At 57.7% G+C, this 17,113-nt stretch carries 12 protein-coding genes; 3 read left to right on the forward strand and 9 right to left on the reverse strand.

Annotation, left to right across the window (positions count from 1 at the left end; all coding sequences use genetic code 11):
- Window positions 1–10: 10 nt before the first annotated feature.
- The 3 genes from HU773_RS22765 to HU773_RS22775 all read right to left on the reverse strand — a co-directional run bounded on the left by HU773_RS22765 (window position 11) and on the right by HU773_RS22775 (window position 3,404).
- Window positions 11–1,108 (reverse strand): amino acid ABC transporter permease, encoded by a 1,098-nt coding sequence (locus tag HU773_RS22765; RefSeq protein ID WP_057958538.1) that lies wholly within the window; start codon window positions 1,106–1,108, stop codon window positions 11–13.
- Between the two features lie 10 nt (window positions 1,109–1,118).
- The gene (locus tag HU773_RS22770) at window positions 1,119–2,300 is read right to left on the reverse strand and encodes an amino acid ABC transporter permease (RefSeq protein WP_057958537.1); all 1,182 of its coding nucleotides are present in this window, start codon (window positions 2,298–2,300) and stop codon (window positions 1,119–1,121) included.
- Between the two features lie 72 nt (window positions 2,301–2,372).
- The gene (locus HU773_RS22775) at window positions 2,373–3,404 is read right to left on the reverse strand and encodes an amino acid ABC transporter substrate-binding protein (RefSeq protein ID WP_057438245.1); all 1,032 of its coding nucleotides are present in this window, start codon (window positions 3,402–3,404) and stop codon (window positions 2,373–2,375) included.
- A 345-nt stretch (window positions 3,405–3,749) separates the two neighbouring features.
- Between HU773_RS22775 and HU773_RS22780 the strand changes: the two genes are divergently transcribed.
- The 3 genes from HU773_RS22780 to HU773_RS22790 all read left to right on the forward strand — a co-directional run bounded on the left by HU773_RS22780 (window position 3,750) and on the right by HU773_RS22790 (window position 7,248).
- Window positions 3,750–4,406 (forward strand): alpha/beta hydrolase, encoded by a 657-nt coding sequence (locus tag HU773_RS22780; protein ID WP_057958536.1) that lies wholly within the window; start codon window positions 3,750–3,752, stop codon window positions 4,404–4,406.
- 96 nt (window positions 4,407–4,502) lie between these two features.
- Window positions 4,503–5,975, forward strand: a complete 1,473-nt coding sequence (rhlB, locus tag HU773_RS22785; RefSeq protein WP_186625895.1) for an ATP-dependent RNA helicase RhlB — start codon at window positions 4,503–4,505, stop codon at window positions 5,973–5,975.
- 145 nt (window positions 5,976–6,120) lie between these two features.
- Window positions 6,121–7,248 (forward strand): NAD(P)/FAD-dependent oxidoreductase, encoded by a 1,128-nt coding sequence (locus HU773_RS22790; protein WP_057958534.1) that lies wholly within the window; start codon window positions 6,121–6,123, stop codon window positions 7,246–7,248.
- Window positions 7,249–7,272: 24 nt separating this feature from the next.
- On the opposite strand, the gene HU773_RS22795 is transcribed toward HU773_RS22790, so the two are convergent.
- The 6 genes from HU773_RS22795 to HU773_RS22820 all read right to left on the reverse strand — a co-directional run bounded on the left by HU773_RS22795 (window position 7,273) and on the right by HU773_RS22820 (window position 17,062).
- Complete coding sequence (locus HU773_RS22795) at window positions 7,273–12,075, reverse strand: RHS repeat domain-containing protein (RefSeq protein ID WP_186625896.1); 4,803 nt, start codon at window positions 12,073–12,075, stop codon at window positions 7,273–7,275.
- 39 nt (window positions 12,076–12,114) lie between these two features.
- Window positions 12,115–14,100, reverse strand: coding sequence for a hypothetical protein (locus tag HU773_RS22800; protein WP_162947769.1), 1,986 nt, complete (start codon window positions 14,098–14,100; stop codon window positions 12,115–12,117).
- Between the two features lie 230 nt (window positions 14,101–14,330).
- Complete coding sequence (moaE, locus tag HU773_RS22805; protein ID WP_057958531.1) at window positions 14,331–14,783, reverse strand: molybdopterin synthase catalytic subunit MoaE; 453 nt, start codon at window positions 14,781–14,783, stop codon at window positions 14,331–14,333.
- Window positions 14,784–14,785: 2 nt separating this feature from the next.
- Window positions 14,786–15,028 carry a molybdopterin converting factor subunit 1 gene (gene moaD, locus HU773_RS22810; RefSeq protein ID WP_057438235.1) on the reverse strand — a complete coding sequence of 81 codons (243 nt, stop codon included), beginning with the start codon at window positions 15,026–15,028 and terminating at the stop codon, window positions 14,786–14,788.
- Window positions 15,025–15,498, reverse strand: coding sequence for a cyclic pyranopterin monophosphate synthase MoaC (gene moaC, locus HU773_RS22815; protein WP_057438233.1), 474 nt, complete (start codon window positions 15,496–15,498; stop codon window positions 15,025–15,027). Before moaC ends, moaD begins: the two co-directional genes overlap by 4 nt.
- Before the next feature lie 169 nt (window positions 15,499–15,667).
- Entirely contained in the window at window positions 15,668–17,062 is a 1,395-nt protein-coding gene (locus HU773_RS22820; RefSeq protein ID WP_057438231.1) for a PhoH family protein, read from the reverse strand.
- Window positions 17,063–17,113 lie beyond the last annotated feature (51 nt).

A 17,113-nucleotide genomic window follows, 5' to 3' on the forward strand; every position in this document is an offset into this window, starting at 1 on the left:
CAAAAAACTCCTAACGCTTGTGGCCAGTGTCGAGCTTGTGTTCCAAATGAATGGAATAGCGCGACATACCAAAACAGAAAATCCAGAACACCAGGGCCGCGAACACATAGCCTTCAGTGGCCATGCCCAGCCATTTCGGGTCGGCGGCGGCTTGCTTGACGCTGTTGAGCAGGTCGAACAAGCCGATGATGATCACCAGGCTGGTGTCCTTGAACAGCGCAATAAACGTGTTGACGATGCCGGGGATCACCAGCTTCAGGGCTTGCGGCAGGATCACCAGGCCCATGCTGCGCCAGTAGCCCAGGCCCATCGCGGCGGCCGCTTCGTACTGCCCCTTGGGAATCGCCTGCAAGCCACCGCGCACCACTTCAGCCACATAGGCCGACTGGAACAGGATCACGCCGATCAGGGCCCGCAGCAGCTTGTCGATGCCCATGCCTTCAGGCAGGAACAGCGGCAGCATCACCGACGACATGAACAGCACGGTAATCAACGGCACGCCGCGCCAGAACTCGATGAAGGTCACGCACACCACACGAATCGCCGGCATGTTCGAGCGTCGCCCCAGCGCCAGCACAATCCCCAGGGGCAAGGCCCCGGCGATGCCGACGGTGGCGATGACCAGGGTCAGCATCAGGCCGCCCCATTGGCTGGTGGCGACGTTGGTCAGGCCGAAGATCCCGCCGTGCAGCAGGAAGAAGGCGATGATCGGGTACAGCACCAGAAAGCCCAGGCCGTAGACCGCCTTGCGCTGAAACCGCGAGATAAACAGCGGGGCCACGCCAATCACCGCCAGCCACACGGTGAAGTCCACGCGCCAGCGCAGGTCGCCGGGATAGTAGCCGTACATGAACTGCCCGAAGCGCTGTTGGATAAACACCCAGCAGGCGCCTTCCTTGGTGCAGTCGGCGCGGGTGGTGCCGACCCAGTTGGCGTCGAGGATCGCCCACTGCAGGATCGGCGGCACCACCAGGTACACCAGGTAGAACGCCAGCAAGGTCAGCAGGGTATTGAGCCAACTGGAAAACAGGTTGGCGCGCATCCATGCCATCGGGCCGAAGACTTTGTTCGGCGGCGGCATATCAGGTTTGAAAGTATGGGAAGTCATGCGGGTGTCCTCACCGTTCGATCAGCGCAATGCGCTTGTTGTACCCGTTCATCAGCAGGGAAATGCTGATGCTGATTGCCAGGTACACGCTCATGGTGATGGCAATGACCTCGATGGCCTGGCCGGTCTGGTTGAGCACCGTGCCGGCAAACAGCGAAACCATTTCCGGGTAACCGATACCGGCGGCCAGGGACGAGTTTTTCGCCAGGTTCAGGTATTGGCTGGTCAGCGGCGGGATGATCACCCGCAGGGCTTGCGGGATGATGACCTTGCGCAGCGTGGGCCCGGGGCGCATGCCCAGGGAGCGCGCGGCTTCGGTCTGGCCGTGGCTGACCGACTTGATGCCCGAACGCACGATCTCGGCAATAAACGCTGCTGTGTAAACCGTGAGCGCCAGGGTCAGCGCCAGCAGCTCGGGGATCAGAACCCAGCCGCCGACGAAGTTGAAGCCCTTGAGTTCCGGCATTTGCCAATGCACGGGCGCACCAAACAGCAACGTGCACAACGCCGGGATCACCAGGAACAGCCCCAGACCCGCCCAGAACTTGTGGAACGGCACGCCGGTGGCTTCAAAGCGTTTATTGGCCCAACGGCTCATCAACACAATGGCAGTGATCGCCAGCACCACACTGCCGACAAACGGCCAGAACCCATCGGCCGCGACGGCCGCCGGCATGTTCAGGCCACGGCTGCTGACAAAGAAGGTGTCGCTGAAGTTATGGCTGTTGCGCGGCCCCGGCATGGTCAGGAACACCGCGAAATACCAGAACAGGATTTGCAGCAGCGGCGGAATATTGCGAAACACCTCCACATACACCGTCGCCAGTTTGCTGATGATCCAGTTCGGTGACAGCCGGGCCACGCCGATGATAAACCCGAGGATGGTGGCCAGGACCACACCGATCACGGTGACCAGCAAGGTGTTGAGCAGACCGATCACAAAGACCCGGGCATAGCTGTCCGATTCGGTGTAGTCGATCAAATGTTGAGCGATGCCGAAACCGGCGCTGCGCTCCAGGAAGTCGAAGCCGGAGGTAATGCCCCGGTGCTGAAGATTGGTTTGCGTGTTGTTGAACAGGTACCAGCCCAACGCGACCACCGCCACGATGGTGATGATCTGGAACAGCCACGCACGCACTTTTGGATCACTGAAGCTGAGCTTCTGTTTTGGTGCGCCGATTTGAGTTTGCATTAAGTGCCCCGCAAAAAATGGAACAGAACATCACCCGGCGGTTGGCCCACCGGGTGATAGAACCATCAGCGATCAGCGCACAGGAGGTGCGTATTGAATGCCACCGTTGTTCCACAGCGCGTTCAGGCCACGGTCGATTTCCAGCGGGGTGCTCTTGCCCAGGTTGCGCTCGAACACTTCACCGTAGTTACCGACCTGCTTGACGATCTGGACCACCCAGTCCTTCTTCACTTTCAAGTCTTTGCCGTATTCGCCGTCAGCGCCCAGCAGACGGGCAACGTCCGGGTTCTTGGTGGCCTTGGCTTCAGCCTCGACGTTTTTCGAGGTGATACCGGCTTCTTCAGCGTTGAGCATGGCGTAGCCCACCCAGCGCACGATGGCCAGCCACTCGTCGTCGCCATTACGCACGACCGGGCCCAGGGGCTCCTTGGAAATGGTTTCCGGGAGGACCACGTAGTCTTTCGGCGCGGCCAGCTTGCTGCGCTGGGCGAACAGTTGCGACTTGTCGGAGGTCAGCACGTCGCAGCGCCCGGACTCCAGGGACTTGGCGCTTTCATCGGAGGTGTCGAAGGTGATCGGGGTGTACTTGAGGTTGTTGCCACGGAAGTAGTCGGAAACGTTCAGCTCGGTGGTGGTACCGGCCTGGATGCAGATGGTTGCACCGTCCAGTTCCTTGGCACTTTTCACGCCCAGCTTGTTGTTGACCAAAAAGCCGATGCCGTCGTAGTAGGTGATGAACCCCGGGAATTTCAGGCCCATGCCCGCATCGCGGGAGCTGGTCATGGTGGTATTGCGCGAGAGGATGTCGACTTCGCCAGACTGCAGCGCGGTGAAACGCTCCTTGGCATTCAATTGGCTGAACTTGACCTTGGTCGCGTCGCCGAACACCGCAGCGGCCACGGCGCGGCAGTAGTCAGCGTCAATCCCGAGGATCTTGCCGCTGGCATCCGGCACCGAGAAACCCGGCAGGCCGTCGCTGACGCCACATTGCACAAACCCTTTCTTCTGCACTGCATCCAGGGTGGCACCGGCCTGGGCCAGACCACTGATCCCCAATACGGTCGCCGCAGTCACGATGGCCAGGGTGGACTTCAATACCTTCATTCAAACCTCCAGTTGCTCTTGTTGTGTCGGAGCTCGAACCTCTGCGCACCCTTATGAGGCGATATCGACCCGTGTTGGCTTTTTTTGGGGTCAAGCAGCAAGAGGCTGTCGCTGTCATTGCAGCGGCTATCCCAGAGGCGGTAGTCACTGATAGTGTTACCGTTCCCGGATAGTTCTGACATCAACCTACACATAGCAAGCGCCGTACCAGAGTGTCAGCTGAGTCGTTTCAGCCCAGGATCAATCGCAAAACAGTCAACCATGCGACATCTTGTTAACTGAGCCGCCTTGCACGAACTGCCTTGTCGCATCTCTTCGGCGCGCACGCACATTTATGGAGCAAACATGACCGACCCCTTGATTCTTCAGCCCGCCAAGCCCGCAGACGCCTGCGTAATCTGGTTGCATGGCCTGGGTGCCGATCGCTACGACTTCTTGCCAGTGGCGGAGGCGTTGCAGGAAACCTTGCTGTCCACGCGCTTTGTATTGCCCCAGGCTCCGACCCGTGCGGTGAGCATCAATGGCGGCTACGAGATGCCAAGCTGGTACGACATATTGGCCATGACCCCGGCACGGGCCATCAGCCGTGAACAGCTGGATGAGTCGGCAAAAATGGTCATTGATTTGATCGACCAACAAAAAGCCAGCGGAATAGACGCCTCGCGCATTTTCCTTGCCGGCTTCTCCCAAGGCGGCGCGGTGGTCCTGCACGCCGCCTTTATGAAATGGCAGGGGGCCTTGGGTGGCGTGCTTGCCCTCTCCACTTATGCACCGACGTTCAGCGATGAACTGGAACTGTCCGCCAGCCAGCAGCGCATTCCGGCCCTGTGCCTGCACGGCCAGTACGATGAAGTGGTGCAGAACGCCATGGGCCGCAGCGCCTATGAGCATTTAAAGCAGCAGGGTGTCACCGTGACATGGCAAGAATACCCAATGGGTCACGAAGTGTTACCCGAAGAGATCCGCGATATCGGTCAATGGCTAAGCCAGCGCCTTGGCTAAAAAACCGCCATTGTGTAGCCGCGTGTCCAACGCACTACGCCGCGCCCGATTCTTGCATTACACTGGCCGGCGTACATTCCTTAACCAATTGATGAGATGACCGTGCTCAAAGCACTCAAGAAGATGTTCGGTAAAAGCGAGACTGAACCACTCGCCCCTGTTCCCAGCGCCCCGGCCCAAACTTCCGGCAGCCGCAATGACGGTAAACAGCCTGGCCGAACCGCGCCCGTTGCCTCGCCAAAACCAGCGCCTGCCACGCCTGCCGCCCCGGCTCCAGCCGCCCAGCCCGTAGAAGAACCACCGCGCGTAGAAAAACCGCGCCGCGAACGTGCGCCAAAACCGGTGGTAAAGCCGTGGAAACTGGAAGACTTCGTGGTTGAGCCCCAAGAGGGCAAGACCCGCTTTCACGACTTCAAGCTGGCCCCGGAACTGATGCATGCCATCCAGGACCTGGGCTTTCCATACTGCACGCCGATCCAGGCCCAGGTACTAGGCTTCACCCTGGCCGGCAAAGACGCCATTGGCCGCGCCCAGACCGGTACCGGCAAGACCGCAGCGTTCCTGATCTCGATCATTACCCAGCTGCTGCAAACCCCGCCGCCCAAAGAGCGCTACATGGGCGAGCCACGGGCACTGATCATCGCCCCGACCCGGGAGCTGGTGGTGCAGATCGCCAAGGATGCCGCCGACCTGACCAAGTACACCGGCCTCAACGTCATGACGTTTGTGGGCGGCATGGACTTCGACAAACAGCTCAAGCACCTGGAAGCGCGGCACTGCGACATCCTGGTCGCCACCCCGGGCCGTTTGCTGGACTTCAACCAGCGTGGTGACGTGCACCTGGACATGGTTGAAGTGATGGTGCTGGACGAAGCCGACCGGATGCTCGACATGGGGTTTATCCCACAAGTGCGTCAGATCATTCGCCAGACCCCACCGAAAAACGAACGCCAGACCCTGCTGTTCTCCGCGACCTTCACCGAAGACGTGATGAACCTCGCCAAGCAGTGGACCACCGACCCGTCCATCGTCGAGATCGAGGCGCTGAACGTCGCCAGCGAAAACGTCGAACAGCATATCTATGCGGTGGCCGGTGCCGACAAATACAAGCTGCTCTACAACCTGGTCAACGACAACGGTTGGGAGCGGGTCATGGTATTTGCCAACCGCAAGGACGAAGTGCGGCGCATTGAAGAACGCCTGGTTCGCGACGGCGTCAATGCCGCGCAACTGTCCGGCGACGTGCCGCAGCACAAACGCATCAAGACCCTGGAAGGCTTTCGCGAAGGCAAGATCCGCGTGCTGGTGGCCACCGATGTGGCAGGCCGCGGGATTCATATCGACGGCATCAGCCACGTGATCAACTTCACCCTGCCGGAAGTGCCGGACGACTACGTACACCGTATCGGCCGTACCGGGCGTGCAGGCGCTGCCGGTGTGTCGATCAGCTTTGCCGGGGAAGACGACTCGTATCAATTGCCGTCGATCGAAACCTTGCTGGGCCGCAAGATCAGCTGCGAAACGCCGCCGACGCACTTGCTGCGTCCCGTAGAGCGTAAACGCCCTTAAGCTGGAATGCGGTAAAAGATGTGGGAGCGGGATTGCTCGCGAACGCAGTGAATCAGTCAATATGTCCAGAGACTGACACACCGCATTCGCGAGCAAGCCCGCTCCCACATTTGCTTTCAGCGCTTTCACATTCAAGGAGGAACACATGAACCAGGCCGACTACATCATCATCGGCGGCGGTATTGCCGGTGCCTCCGCCGGTTACTGGCTGTCCCGACACGCCCGCGTCATCGTGCTGGAGCGTGAGTCCATGCCGGGCTATCACTCCACTGGCCGCTCGGCCGCGCTGTATATCGCCGCCTACGGTACCCCGCAAGTGCGCGCCTTGACCCTGGGCAGCCGCGACTTCTTCGATCACCCGCCCGCTGGTTTCAGCGAGCATCCGTTGCTCACGCCCCGTGGCGAACTGCTGGTGGACCTGCTGGGCGATCCTGACGAACTGCAGCGCCAATACCTGAGTGCCAAGGCCCTGGTACCCGAGACGCAGCTGCTGAGTGCCGAGGAGGCGCTGCACAGGCTGCCGATCCTGCGCCCGGAAAAAGTCCACGGGGCGATCTACGACCCGACGGTCTGCGACATCGACACCGACGCGCTGTACCAAGGCTATCTACGTGGTATCCGGCGCAATGGCGGAGAAATCCACACCGACAATGAAGTGCAGAAACTGACCCGCGACGGCGAGGGCCAGTGGCACGTGCGCACTTCGCAACAACGCTTCAGCGCCCCGGTGATCCTCAATGCCGCCGGCGCCTGGGCCGACACCATTGGCGAGCTGGCCGGAGCGCGGAAGATCGGCCTGCAACCCAAGCGGCGCAGCGCCTTTATCTTCGCGCCCCCCGCCGAGGTGAATAGCCACACCTGGCCGGAACTGGCGGCCCTCGACGGCTCGTTCTACATGAAGCCCGACGCCGGCATGTTCCTCGGCTCACCGGCCAATGCCGACCCGGTGGCGCCCCACGACGTGCAACCCGAAGAGCTGGACATTGCCACGGGCATCTATCACATCGAACAAGCCACCACCCTGAGCATCCGCCGCCCGACCCGCACCTGGGCAGGGTTGCGCAGCTTTGTCAGCGATGGCGACCTGGTGTGCGGGTTCGATCCACAGGTCGAGGGTTTATTCTGGGTAGCGGCCCAGGGCGGTTATGGCATCCAGACCTCACCGGCGATGGGCCAGGCCAGTGCGGCATTGGTTCGCCACCTGGCGTTACCCGAGGCGTTGCAGCGTGCCGGCCTGACGGAGGCGATGTTATCGCCCCGGCGCCTGGGTTGATTGCAGGCACGGTGCCCTGCTGGATCATCCTTGATACAACTGCGCAATGATGGGCTGGCGAATGCGCGACGCCTCGTCTCTGAATGCCTGGTAATAGCCTGCACTGCTGGCCGGCATATCCACCAGGCGACTGCCCGTGGCTTGCGGCTGGGGATGGGCCGAACCGGGAGCACCTGGCACGGGTTGGGCAGGATCGCCACCACCCGAGCCTGCCGATGTGGTTCTGGCCTCTACCGAGCGACCAAAGTTGGTACTTCTCAATACGAAACGGGTGACCCCGTAAATCTTGCTGAAGCTAGTGATTCCCTGTTTATCGGTGAACTTATAGCTCAAGCCCAGCATCCGCTTGCCAGCCGCCAGAAAGCTGGCCCCCAGTGGGGCGTCAAAAAAGCTGCTGTACTTGACAAAGTCCTTGGCCGTGCTGGCCTTGAGAGCCGCAGTGTAGGCCATACTTGCCGACGTGTAGGCCCCCGCAAAGCTAACTACCCATGACGCCACAGAGAACCCGAAAGATGCCCACCCCAGGTTTTGGATGTGGTGCGAACGGTCCCAACCCATCGCCCTGTCGACCTCAGCGATACTCAAGGCTGCGACACTAAGCGTTCCCCCAACCACCCCCAACGATGCAGCCCCCAGCAGCGCCGCCTTGGAAGCAACAACCATCCCCGCCGCAGATGCCGCCGCCGTTCCAGCTGCCGCCGCATATGCCGCTACCGCGGTAACAAATCCGGGAGCCGCAAAACCTACCGTCACTATCGACAACACCAGCGCAACTCCGGTCAATACCCACTTCAACCAGTTCGGCAACAACCCGCTGGGGTCCATTAGGTTGACCGGATTACCAGCACAGTAGGCATAGCTGTTGATCCCCCCCTCGTCAAAAGGGCTCAGCGGATCAGGCTGCAAGAACATCATCAGGTGAGGATCGTAGACCCGTTGACCGTTGCCGAGAAAGTAGAGGTTGATCGCCGCATCCAGCCGTTGACCATTCAACGCCGGCAGTTGCAGATCAGCCATGCTACGGACCTTGCCGTCATCCAGCGGGATTTTCGTATCGCCGTAGGGCGTGTAGTGTCGCCGCACATGGGCCTGGCCTGGGGCCGATACGCCGCGCACACTACCGCTGGCATCGTTCATATGCAGTTGCAGCCCGTCGACGCCCCCGCTGCGTGCCATCACCTCATCCCCGCCGTCGGCGTAGCGGATCTTTTTATTGCCTTCAACCAGAGTCTCCAGCCGGTCGCCGGCGTATGCCAGCATCACCGGCGGCTCACTGCCCCGGGACGCCAGTACCTGGCGGGCCTCGGCATCGTATTGGTAGCTGTACTTGAGGGGACCGGCCTGCACTGTGGTCAACTGCTCAAAACCATTGTAGGTATAGGCCTGGCCCGCCGGGTGTGCCTGCAAGTTGCCCGCCGCGTCATACGTCAGTGTGACATCCTGCGCCGGGCGTGTATGGGTCAGCCGGGTCAGTTGAGTGGGATCGGCACCGGTAAAATAACGCTCGCAGGTGTCTTGCGTGCTGTCGGCAAACGTCGTGACAACCCGAGTAATGTTATTGAGGCTGTCAAAGCTGAAATCCTGCCCGACAATGCCACGCCCCAGATGATCCTTGGGGTGTTCGGGCCCCGTGCAGCGATAGGTCTTGAGCCGCAGAAAGGCATCGTAGGTGAAGGTCTCGCCGATCACCAGGCGTGAGCCGGCGTCCTTGAGTTCCCGTGTCGCCAACATACTGTTGAGGTGATACGTGCTGGTCATGACCTGGAACAGCGCACCGTTCTGCTCGAAGCGGCGCTCGGCTTCCCGACCCAGCGAGTCATAGGACAGCTTGGTAACGACTCGCGTGCTTTCATAGGCGGTGCTCAGGACATGCGGCCGGCCCAATGTATCGTAGGTTTGCTCGATGACCATGGCGCCAGTGGTCATCTTGGAGAACCGCCCGAACACATCGTACTCAAGCTGGCTGGACTGGCCGTCGGCGGAAGTTTGCTGCAGCAGGCGCCCGCCAGGGGAATAGCCATACTGCGAGGTCAGGACGTTGCCGTTGGCGGTTTGGATATCCTTTTCAGGACGGCCGTTGGCATCCATAACGAACTCATGGATCAAGCCATTGGTCTCGGAACGTGTCATAGCACCGGTAACCGGGTCATGCCGGTAGGTGCTCGCCGGATGGTCCGACATCTCAATCCGAGTCGGCACATCCAACTCTGTGTCATAAGTCAGGGTCTGGCGAACCCCACGGGAGGAAACCATGGTGAACGGTTCCATCTCTCCGGCCTTGTACTCCCAGGTCGTGGCCTGCCCCAATGCCCCACGCGTCTGGCTGGTCATTCTGCCGAGGCTATCGTAGGTACGGGCCCCCAGCCGCTTGTTGTCGACCGTAAAAGCACTGGCCAATTCACTGCTGGTGCCGGGGGCGTAATCCGTTTTACGCAGCCGATGAGGAGTGCCATCTATTGGTTTTTGAAGGGTCGTCAGCACCCGGTCGAACACGTCATAGGTCAGCTCAGTGGACGTTTTATTGACATCCACTGCCGTCACGCAGCGCCCCAAGCCATCGTAGGTATACGACGCCAGCTCCACTTTATTATTGTTGGCATCCAGGCGCTCCACCTTCATTGGCTGGTTATGCGTATTGAAATAGGTCAACAGCCGTTCACCGCCAACCACGCCCTCCTCGGTAAGATTGAGCCGCGGGTCATACTCGTTGATGACAACACGGCCATCGGCGTGGGTGACGCGGCTGGCGTTGCCCCACTTACTGTAGGAGTGGACGCTGCGCAACGAGCGTTGCCCGTTGGTCACGTAGTCGCTCTTGACCACTTCCACAGTTTGCCCAAGCGCGTCATAACGCCAAGTGCAGGCGACTCGCTCCTGGCTCGAGCCGATCAATTGTGCTTCGGACACCTGGCGTCCGGCACCGTCGTAGTAGGTAATCGTCTTGTTACCTTGCGCGTCCGCGGTAATCAGATGGGCACGCTTATTCTCTTCGGCAAAATGGTAAGCGTATTGCCGGGTCGCTTTCTGCGGCGCTCCAAGAGCTACGGTTTCTGCGGTCAGCCGGCCATTGACGTCGTACGCCAGGCCCATCGTGCTGCCGCCATCTCGCGTTAACGACAACAGGCGTCGACTGACCATCGAAAGCGTGCGTTTTGCCTCAAGCCATTGATTTCCTTGTTCTTCGCGCCCTTTCAACCGTCGGGTTTCGATCAGGTTATCGCCTTCAATGACGTAACTGAAATCACTGGTCAACAGCTGCCCGCCGACCGTACTGGTGCTGCTCTTCAACCGGCCAGCCAGCGCCACAGGGGTTTCGTAGTAAGTCTGCTGCATCACTAGCACACCAGCCTGGCTGCTCGATTGCTGTAGCACAAAATAACTACTGCCCGTCTGGGGGACGCGCGTATGGGTATATTCCGTGAGTCGCGCGGTAGGCGTGCCTCCTACAGGTACGAGTCGCTCTTGTTTGAGGTAGCGCTGGAACAATTTGTGGGGGTCCGCCGGGCATTTGCCGCTTTCGCCGGCAATCGGGTAATAACTGTATTCGGTGCGAATGCCAGAGGGTTCGGTGCGGCTGAGTTCGTTGCCATAATCATCGGTTTCGATCTGCTGGATCTCTTCCCTCGAGGTGCCACCAGCTACGAGTTCATAGCGATTGGTAACGGTTTTGGGCAGCTGGAAGTTCGCGGGCTGGCTGGGAAATAGACCGGGGAGCGTGTTATAGGTGATATTTACTTTACTGCGCGTTCCCTCGCGTAGGACCTGCTTTTCGGTCAACAGGTGAAACTTATTGTAGGTGGTACGAGTGACGCTCAAGACCGTATTGTTATTGGCCGCGTCAATGCTTTTCTCCTCAGTCCAATAGTCATAGGCGCCGCTAATCAGATACAGGTTGTCCTCACCCTCTTTGAAACCACCCGCATAAGGGAACCCCGTGAAGTTCTGCCCTGGACTGTAATCATAAGTCCGGATCATTGGAGGTTGATTGGCACCTGGAGTCTGCGTCCAACTGGACACACGGGGGATGAATTGGTTGTTGCCATATTGATGACCGTTTTCGGTATAGTTGATCTGCTCAGTTCCGCCCATCGGCGTTTGCACCCGCTCAATCGCAACCAAGCCATTACGAAACGGCGTCCTGTATACAAACGTATAGGCAGCAACCCCCGGCGCACCACTACGATCGTAAGGCGCAGTGACACCTGTAAGGCGATCATTGATCTGTGTAAATCGCGTACGCGCATAACGCCCCCCCTCGACACGTCTATCAGCCGTTTGCAGGCGCCCACTCGCGTAGGTCAGTAGCAGCAACTCTTCCTGTTTGTGATTGAGGATACGCTCAAGAGAACCACCTGGGGCATAGCCGAATCTGAAGACCTCACCATTTTCAAATCTTATGGAAGTAATTCGATAAGGGAGCGTACTACTGGTACGCTCCAAAACTTCAATCGTGCCATCCCGATAAATCACATGCAGCGTGGTTTCATTCGTTCGCCTTACCACTAGATCTTTAAGTTTTCGATCCTTGAAAACCATCGTTCCGCCAACAGAAGGCATACCTTGCGTCTTAAATCGCTCGCCGCTAATCAACGTGAGTTGCGCACTGGAAAGGTCAAATTCCGTATTACTCAGGCGCCACCCCAACCCATAAGGTACACGGCCAGGCTCAAACATTGAAAATAACAAAACAATACTGCGACTGACCTCGAGAGGCCCCTCAGGAGATAATTGAGCCAAATTGATTTGGGCACCATACTGACCTGTTCGTGGATCGACGGAACCGTTCAAGTACGAGGAAAAATTAAATGCGTTGGAATAGACATTCATGGTAAGCACCTGTTCTGAAGACGAGACGCACAAATCTAATCAGCTCTCATAATCCAACAACTCAATATTTTGCCTACTTCCACGCATAGTATATACATGCATGCAGCCATAATTATCGACTAGTCGCCAAGGTGTGTTGCCCTCCCCTTCAAACATGGGGAGCTCAATGGAAACCCATAACGCACGCATAATCGTATTTACTCGATTAAATCTCAGAATATGATAATTATCTGACAAGTTTTCATGTATCTCATCAAGAGAGGGGCTTGACCCAGGCTTATCGTGGCCCACTACAACTCCGCCTTTTCTATCAACTCCACCGGCCCCATTAACAAAAGACGTCTGAAAGTAACGCCCCTCCCAAGGGACCCACATGGGTGCGTCTAACCCCATTTGGGAGATAAACCTCACCCCAGGCGGGGGCAACCAATACCAAACATCAATATCGGTCTTCGTATTGTGATTCCAATAAGCGTGATCCACAGTAAGTATAAGATCACGAACTCTCACTCGATAAGGCTGCCGAGGCGAGATATTCACCCAAGCATTAAACTTTGAATCCCCTTCGTTAAAATTCGTGGTATAAACTTTACCATCTATAATTATCTTAGCCATAAGCCTCCGACTCTCCATTGAAGCGCCGGTTTCCAAACGCATAAATCGCTCAACTATCTCTATAGTATCCAGCGCCCCACTCTTTTGTTGCGTAGTGTTCTCCCCAATTCCGCCCCCCTCTGCGTCTTGTATCTCTCGAATCCAAAGTCCGGTATCATATATATTTTTCACGGTATCGCAGGACCACCCCCCCGGTAGAGGCTGGTTCACATTTGGAGAATATAATGTGACCGCTACACTGGCTTTTTCATCCTCCCGCAGGAGCGTGCTCTCCCAATTACCATTAATCCCTTCCTGCACCATAGTGACTTCAATAAGAACTTTGCACTGATGCCGGCCATTGGCATACAGCGCGTCAGTAGAATCCTGACCATTAGCAAGGACGATGTGGAAGTGCTGAGGTCGCCTTGCTAACTTAACGGGCTCCACCGTCAGACGATTGCCACTTTCATAGGGAACTATTTTAAATACATGAAGATTCCCATAGTTATCCCGCAACCGCCACTTGCTATTCAAAACCTCATGCGGAAGGTCCGGAATCTGTGTAGTAAGTTTAACCGCGCACATGACACGATTACTTATCCGATGAATCACTGGATCCTCACCTGGATTTACAACTGGAAGATACTGGTGAACCATACTCAACCGTAAAGTACTGCTCGCAGACCCAGAGAAAACCCCTCCTTTATAATTACCCGAAAGTCCATAAGACGTCTGAAAGGAGGTCCCTTCATTTGGCACCTCCACTGACTCATTCAACCCATAATTATGAACAAACCACAAACCATTAACACCTTCCCAATAGTACATATCAATATCAAGAAGCCCTGTAATATTTAAAGCATCATAATCAACAATCAAATCAAGCTCTGTAGAAAGCAATACTGGGGGCACCGTGGGCTTGATAAATACCGACGACTTAAAATCAGTCGGATATTCGGAATAGCTGTTAGTAACCGTCTCTCCGTCCAACACAATAGTCGCCATGAACTGTACAGCCTTGAGAGAGACATTTTCCTCAAGGCGCATATAACGCCTGACAATCTCTACCCCCGCGTCAACAACCGTATTGTTTGGCAGACTCTCGCCGAGTTCTTCCCCAGTACGATTCCAGAGTCCTGGATCATATTCGTTCTTCTGCGTATCGCAACTCCACCCGCTGCCTACACTGGCATTATCCGCGATAGAAACAGGTACGATTTTTACACTCGCTCGCTCACTATCGGTTAAGGAGGCTTGACTCCAGACACCTTTTTTCCCCAAAACCTGCTTTAAAACCTCAACTACAACTTCAACTTGATGATGCCCATTGGCATAAAGTGCATCCGTATAGTCAGTGCCATCAGCAAACCTGACCTTAAAATGCACAAGCCGCATATTATGTGATTGCCTGATCATCTCGTTCTCCAAAAATCACATCCATCGCCGTAGCGCGAACTTTCTCGAAACCAAATTCGAGCTGAAATTCCACGAACTTAGATATCGAACACTTAGGGAGATTAGAGACCAGGAAAAAAGAGAAAGTAACTGTTAAAAATGACAGTTAATTAGCTGAAATAGAAATAACTTAATGAACCTTTATAACTATAAACCACAGCCATGACTGCGTGTTCTTGCAAGCGCCACCCAATGATAAACAATCAGGCTTTCCAGCGACCCGCCGCCGCATGATCACTCTCTCGCCCCTCAACCCACCGCGCCCCCTCACTGGTGTTCTCCTTCTTCCAGAACGGCGCCCGGGTCTTGAGGTAGTCCATCACAAACGCACAGGCATCAAACGCCGCCTGGCGGTGGGCACTGGCGGCCGCGACGAACACGATGGGTTCGCCGGGCTCCAGGGCGCCGATGCGGTGCAGCACTTCGAGCTTGAGCAGCGGCCAGCGCTGCTCGGCTTCGACGGCGATCTTGGCCAGGGCTTTTTCGGTCATGCCGGGGTAGTGTTCAAGGAACATCCCCGCCACATCGAGGCCATCGTTGAAATCGCGTACATAGCCGACAAAGCTCACCACCGCACCCACACCCACGTTGGCCGCGTGCATGGCGTTGACTTCGGCGCCGGGGTCAAAGGGCTGGGCTTGCACACGAATGGCCATGGTCAGCCTCCGGTCACGGGCGGGAAGAAGGCGACTTCGTCACCGGCCTGCAAAGGCTCGTCGAGGGAGCACAGTTCCTGGTTGCGCGCACACATCAGGCTGGCCTCGTTGAGCACCTCGAAGCCCGCATCAGCCGCCAGTGCCAGGCGCACGGCATCGACCGTAGCGAAGTCGCCTTCGACCTCCAGGGAGTCCAGGCCTATCGCCTCGCTGTAGCGTGCAAAAAACAGTACGTTGATGCTCATGCCTGGTCCGCCTTGAAATGCCCGCTTTTGCCGCCGAGCTTTTCCAGCAGGCGGATGTTCTCGATGGTCATGCCACGGTCCACCGCCTTGCACATGTCGTAGATCGTCAACGCGGCAACACTGGCGGCAGTCAGTGCTTCCATTTCCACGCCGGTCTGCCCGGACAGCTTGCAGCGGGCGATGATGTGCACGGTATTTTCCCCTTCGGCTGCCAGCTCAACCTTGACGCCCGTCAACATCAGCGGATGGCACAGGGGGATCAGGTCGCTGGTCTTTTTCGCCGCCTGGATCCCGGCGATGCGCGCCACGGCGAACACGTCGCCCTTGGGATGGGCGCCGTCGACAATCATTTGCAGGGTCTGGGGCAGCATGCGCACCCGCGCCTCGGCCACGGCTTCGCGGAACGTCACGGTTTTATCGGTGACGTCGACCATATGGGCACGGCCCTGGGAATCGAGATGAGTCAGCACGGGGATACTCCTGATCAGAAGCCCCGATTGTAAACCCAACGCAGATCAAAAGGTGGGAGCAGGCTTGCCTGCGATAGCGCAGTGTCAGTCACCAACGCCATCGCGGGCAAGCCCGGCTCCCACAGGAACTGAGGTGAACCGGGCGATGGAGGCATCGCCCGGTTTCGGATTACAGGTGGGATTCGGCGTATTCGGCCAGAATCGAGCGAGGGACGCCCTGCAAGGCGATGTGCACGCCGTTCGGGAAATCCTTGAAGCGTTCCGTCAGGTAGGTCAGCCCGGAGCTGGTCGCGGACAGGTAGGGAGTGTCGATCTGTGCCAGGTTGCCCAGGCACACCACTTTGGAACCGGCGCCGGCACGGGTGATGATGGTTTTCATCTGGTGCGGCGTGAGGTTCTGGCATTCGTCAATCAGAATCAGGCTCTGCTGGAAGCTGCGACCTCGAATGTAGTTGAGGGATTTGAACTGCAACGGCACTTTGCTGAGGATGTAGTCGACGCTGCCATGGGTGTTTTCGTCATCCATGTGCAAGGCTTCGAGGTTGTCGGTGATCGCCCCCAGCCACGGCTCCATTTTTTCTGCCTCGGTGCCGGGCAAAAAGCCGATCTCCTGGTCCAGGCCCTGCACGCTACGGGTGGCGATGATGCGCCGATAACGCTTGGTGACCATGGTCTGCTCGATGGCAGCCGCCAGGGCGAGGATGGTCTTGCCCGAACCCGCCGCGCCGGTCAGGTTGACCAGGTGAATGTCCGGGTCGAGCAGCGCGTACAGCGCCAGGCTCTGGTAGATATCACGCGGTTTCAGGCCCCAGGCTTCCTGGTGCAACAGGGGCTCCTGATGCAGATCGAGGATCAGCAGCTTGTCGACCTGGATCTCTTTGATCCAGCCCACGAAGCCCTGTTCGTCGATGATGAATTCATTGATATGCACCGCCGGCAGGTTGTCGGTCAGTTGCACCTGGTGCCAGGTGCGGCCATGGTCCTGGCGGGTCTCGACCTTGCTCACGCGGTCCCAGAACGAGCCGGTCATGGTGTGATAACCCCGGGACAGCATCGACACATCGTCGACCAGCTGGTCGGTACTGTAGTCCTCGGCAGCGATCCCACACGCTCGTGCCTTGAGGCGCATGTTGATGTCTTTGGTCACCAGCACCAGGCGCAGGTCCTTGTCGCGTGCGTGCAGGTCGATCAGTTGGTTGATGATCTTGTTGTCGTTGAGGTTTTCCGGCAGCAGGCTGTTGGGCTCGCTGCGCTTGCTCATCAGGATCGACAGCAAGCCCTTGGGCCCGCTCTTGCCACGCTGGATCGGGACGCCGACTTCCACATCATCGGGCGAGGCCTCGCCCAGGGTCTTGTCAATCAGGCGGATCGCCTGGCGGCATTCGGCGGCAACGCTGTGGTGCCCGCTTTTGAGTTTGTCGAGCTCTTCAAGCACGATCATCGGGATGGCGACGTGGTGTTCTTCGAAATTGAGCAACGCGTTTGGATCGTGAATCAATACATTGGTATCAAGCACATAAAGGATTGGCTGGTCGGAAGAAGGGTTACGTCCATGATCATCCATACTCGGTCACCTTTGTGGGAGCCAGTCGACGCAATACCACAACAGTGCTGC

The sequence above is a fragment of the Pseudomonas shahriarae genome (assembly GCF_014268455.2).
In the GTDB taxonomy this organism is placed as follows: domain Bacteria; phylum Pseudomonadota; class Gammaproteobacteria; order Pseudomonadales; family Pseudomonadaceae; genus Aquipseudomonas; species Aquipseudomonas shahriarae.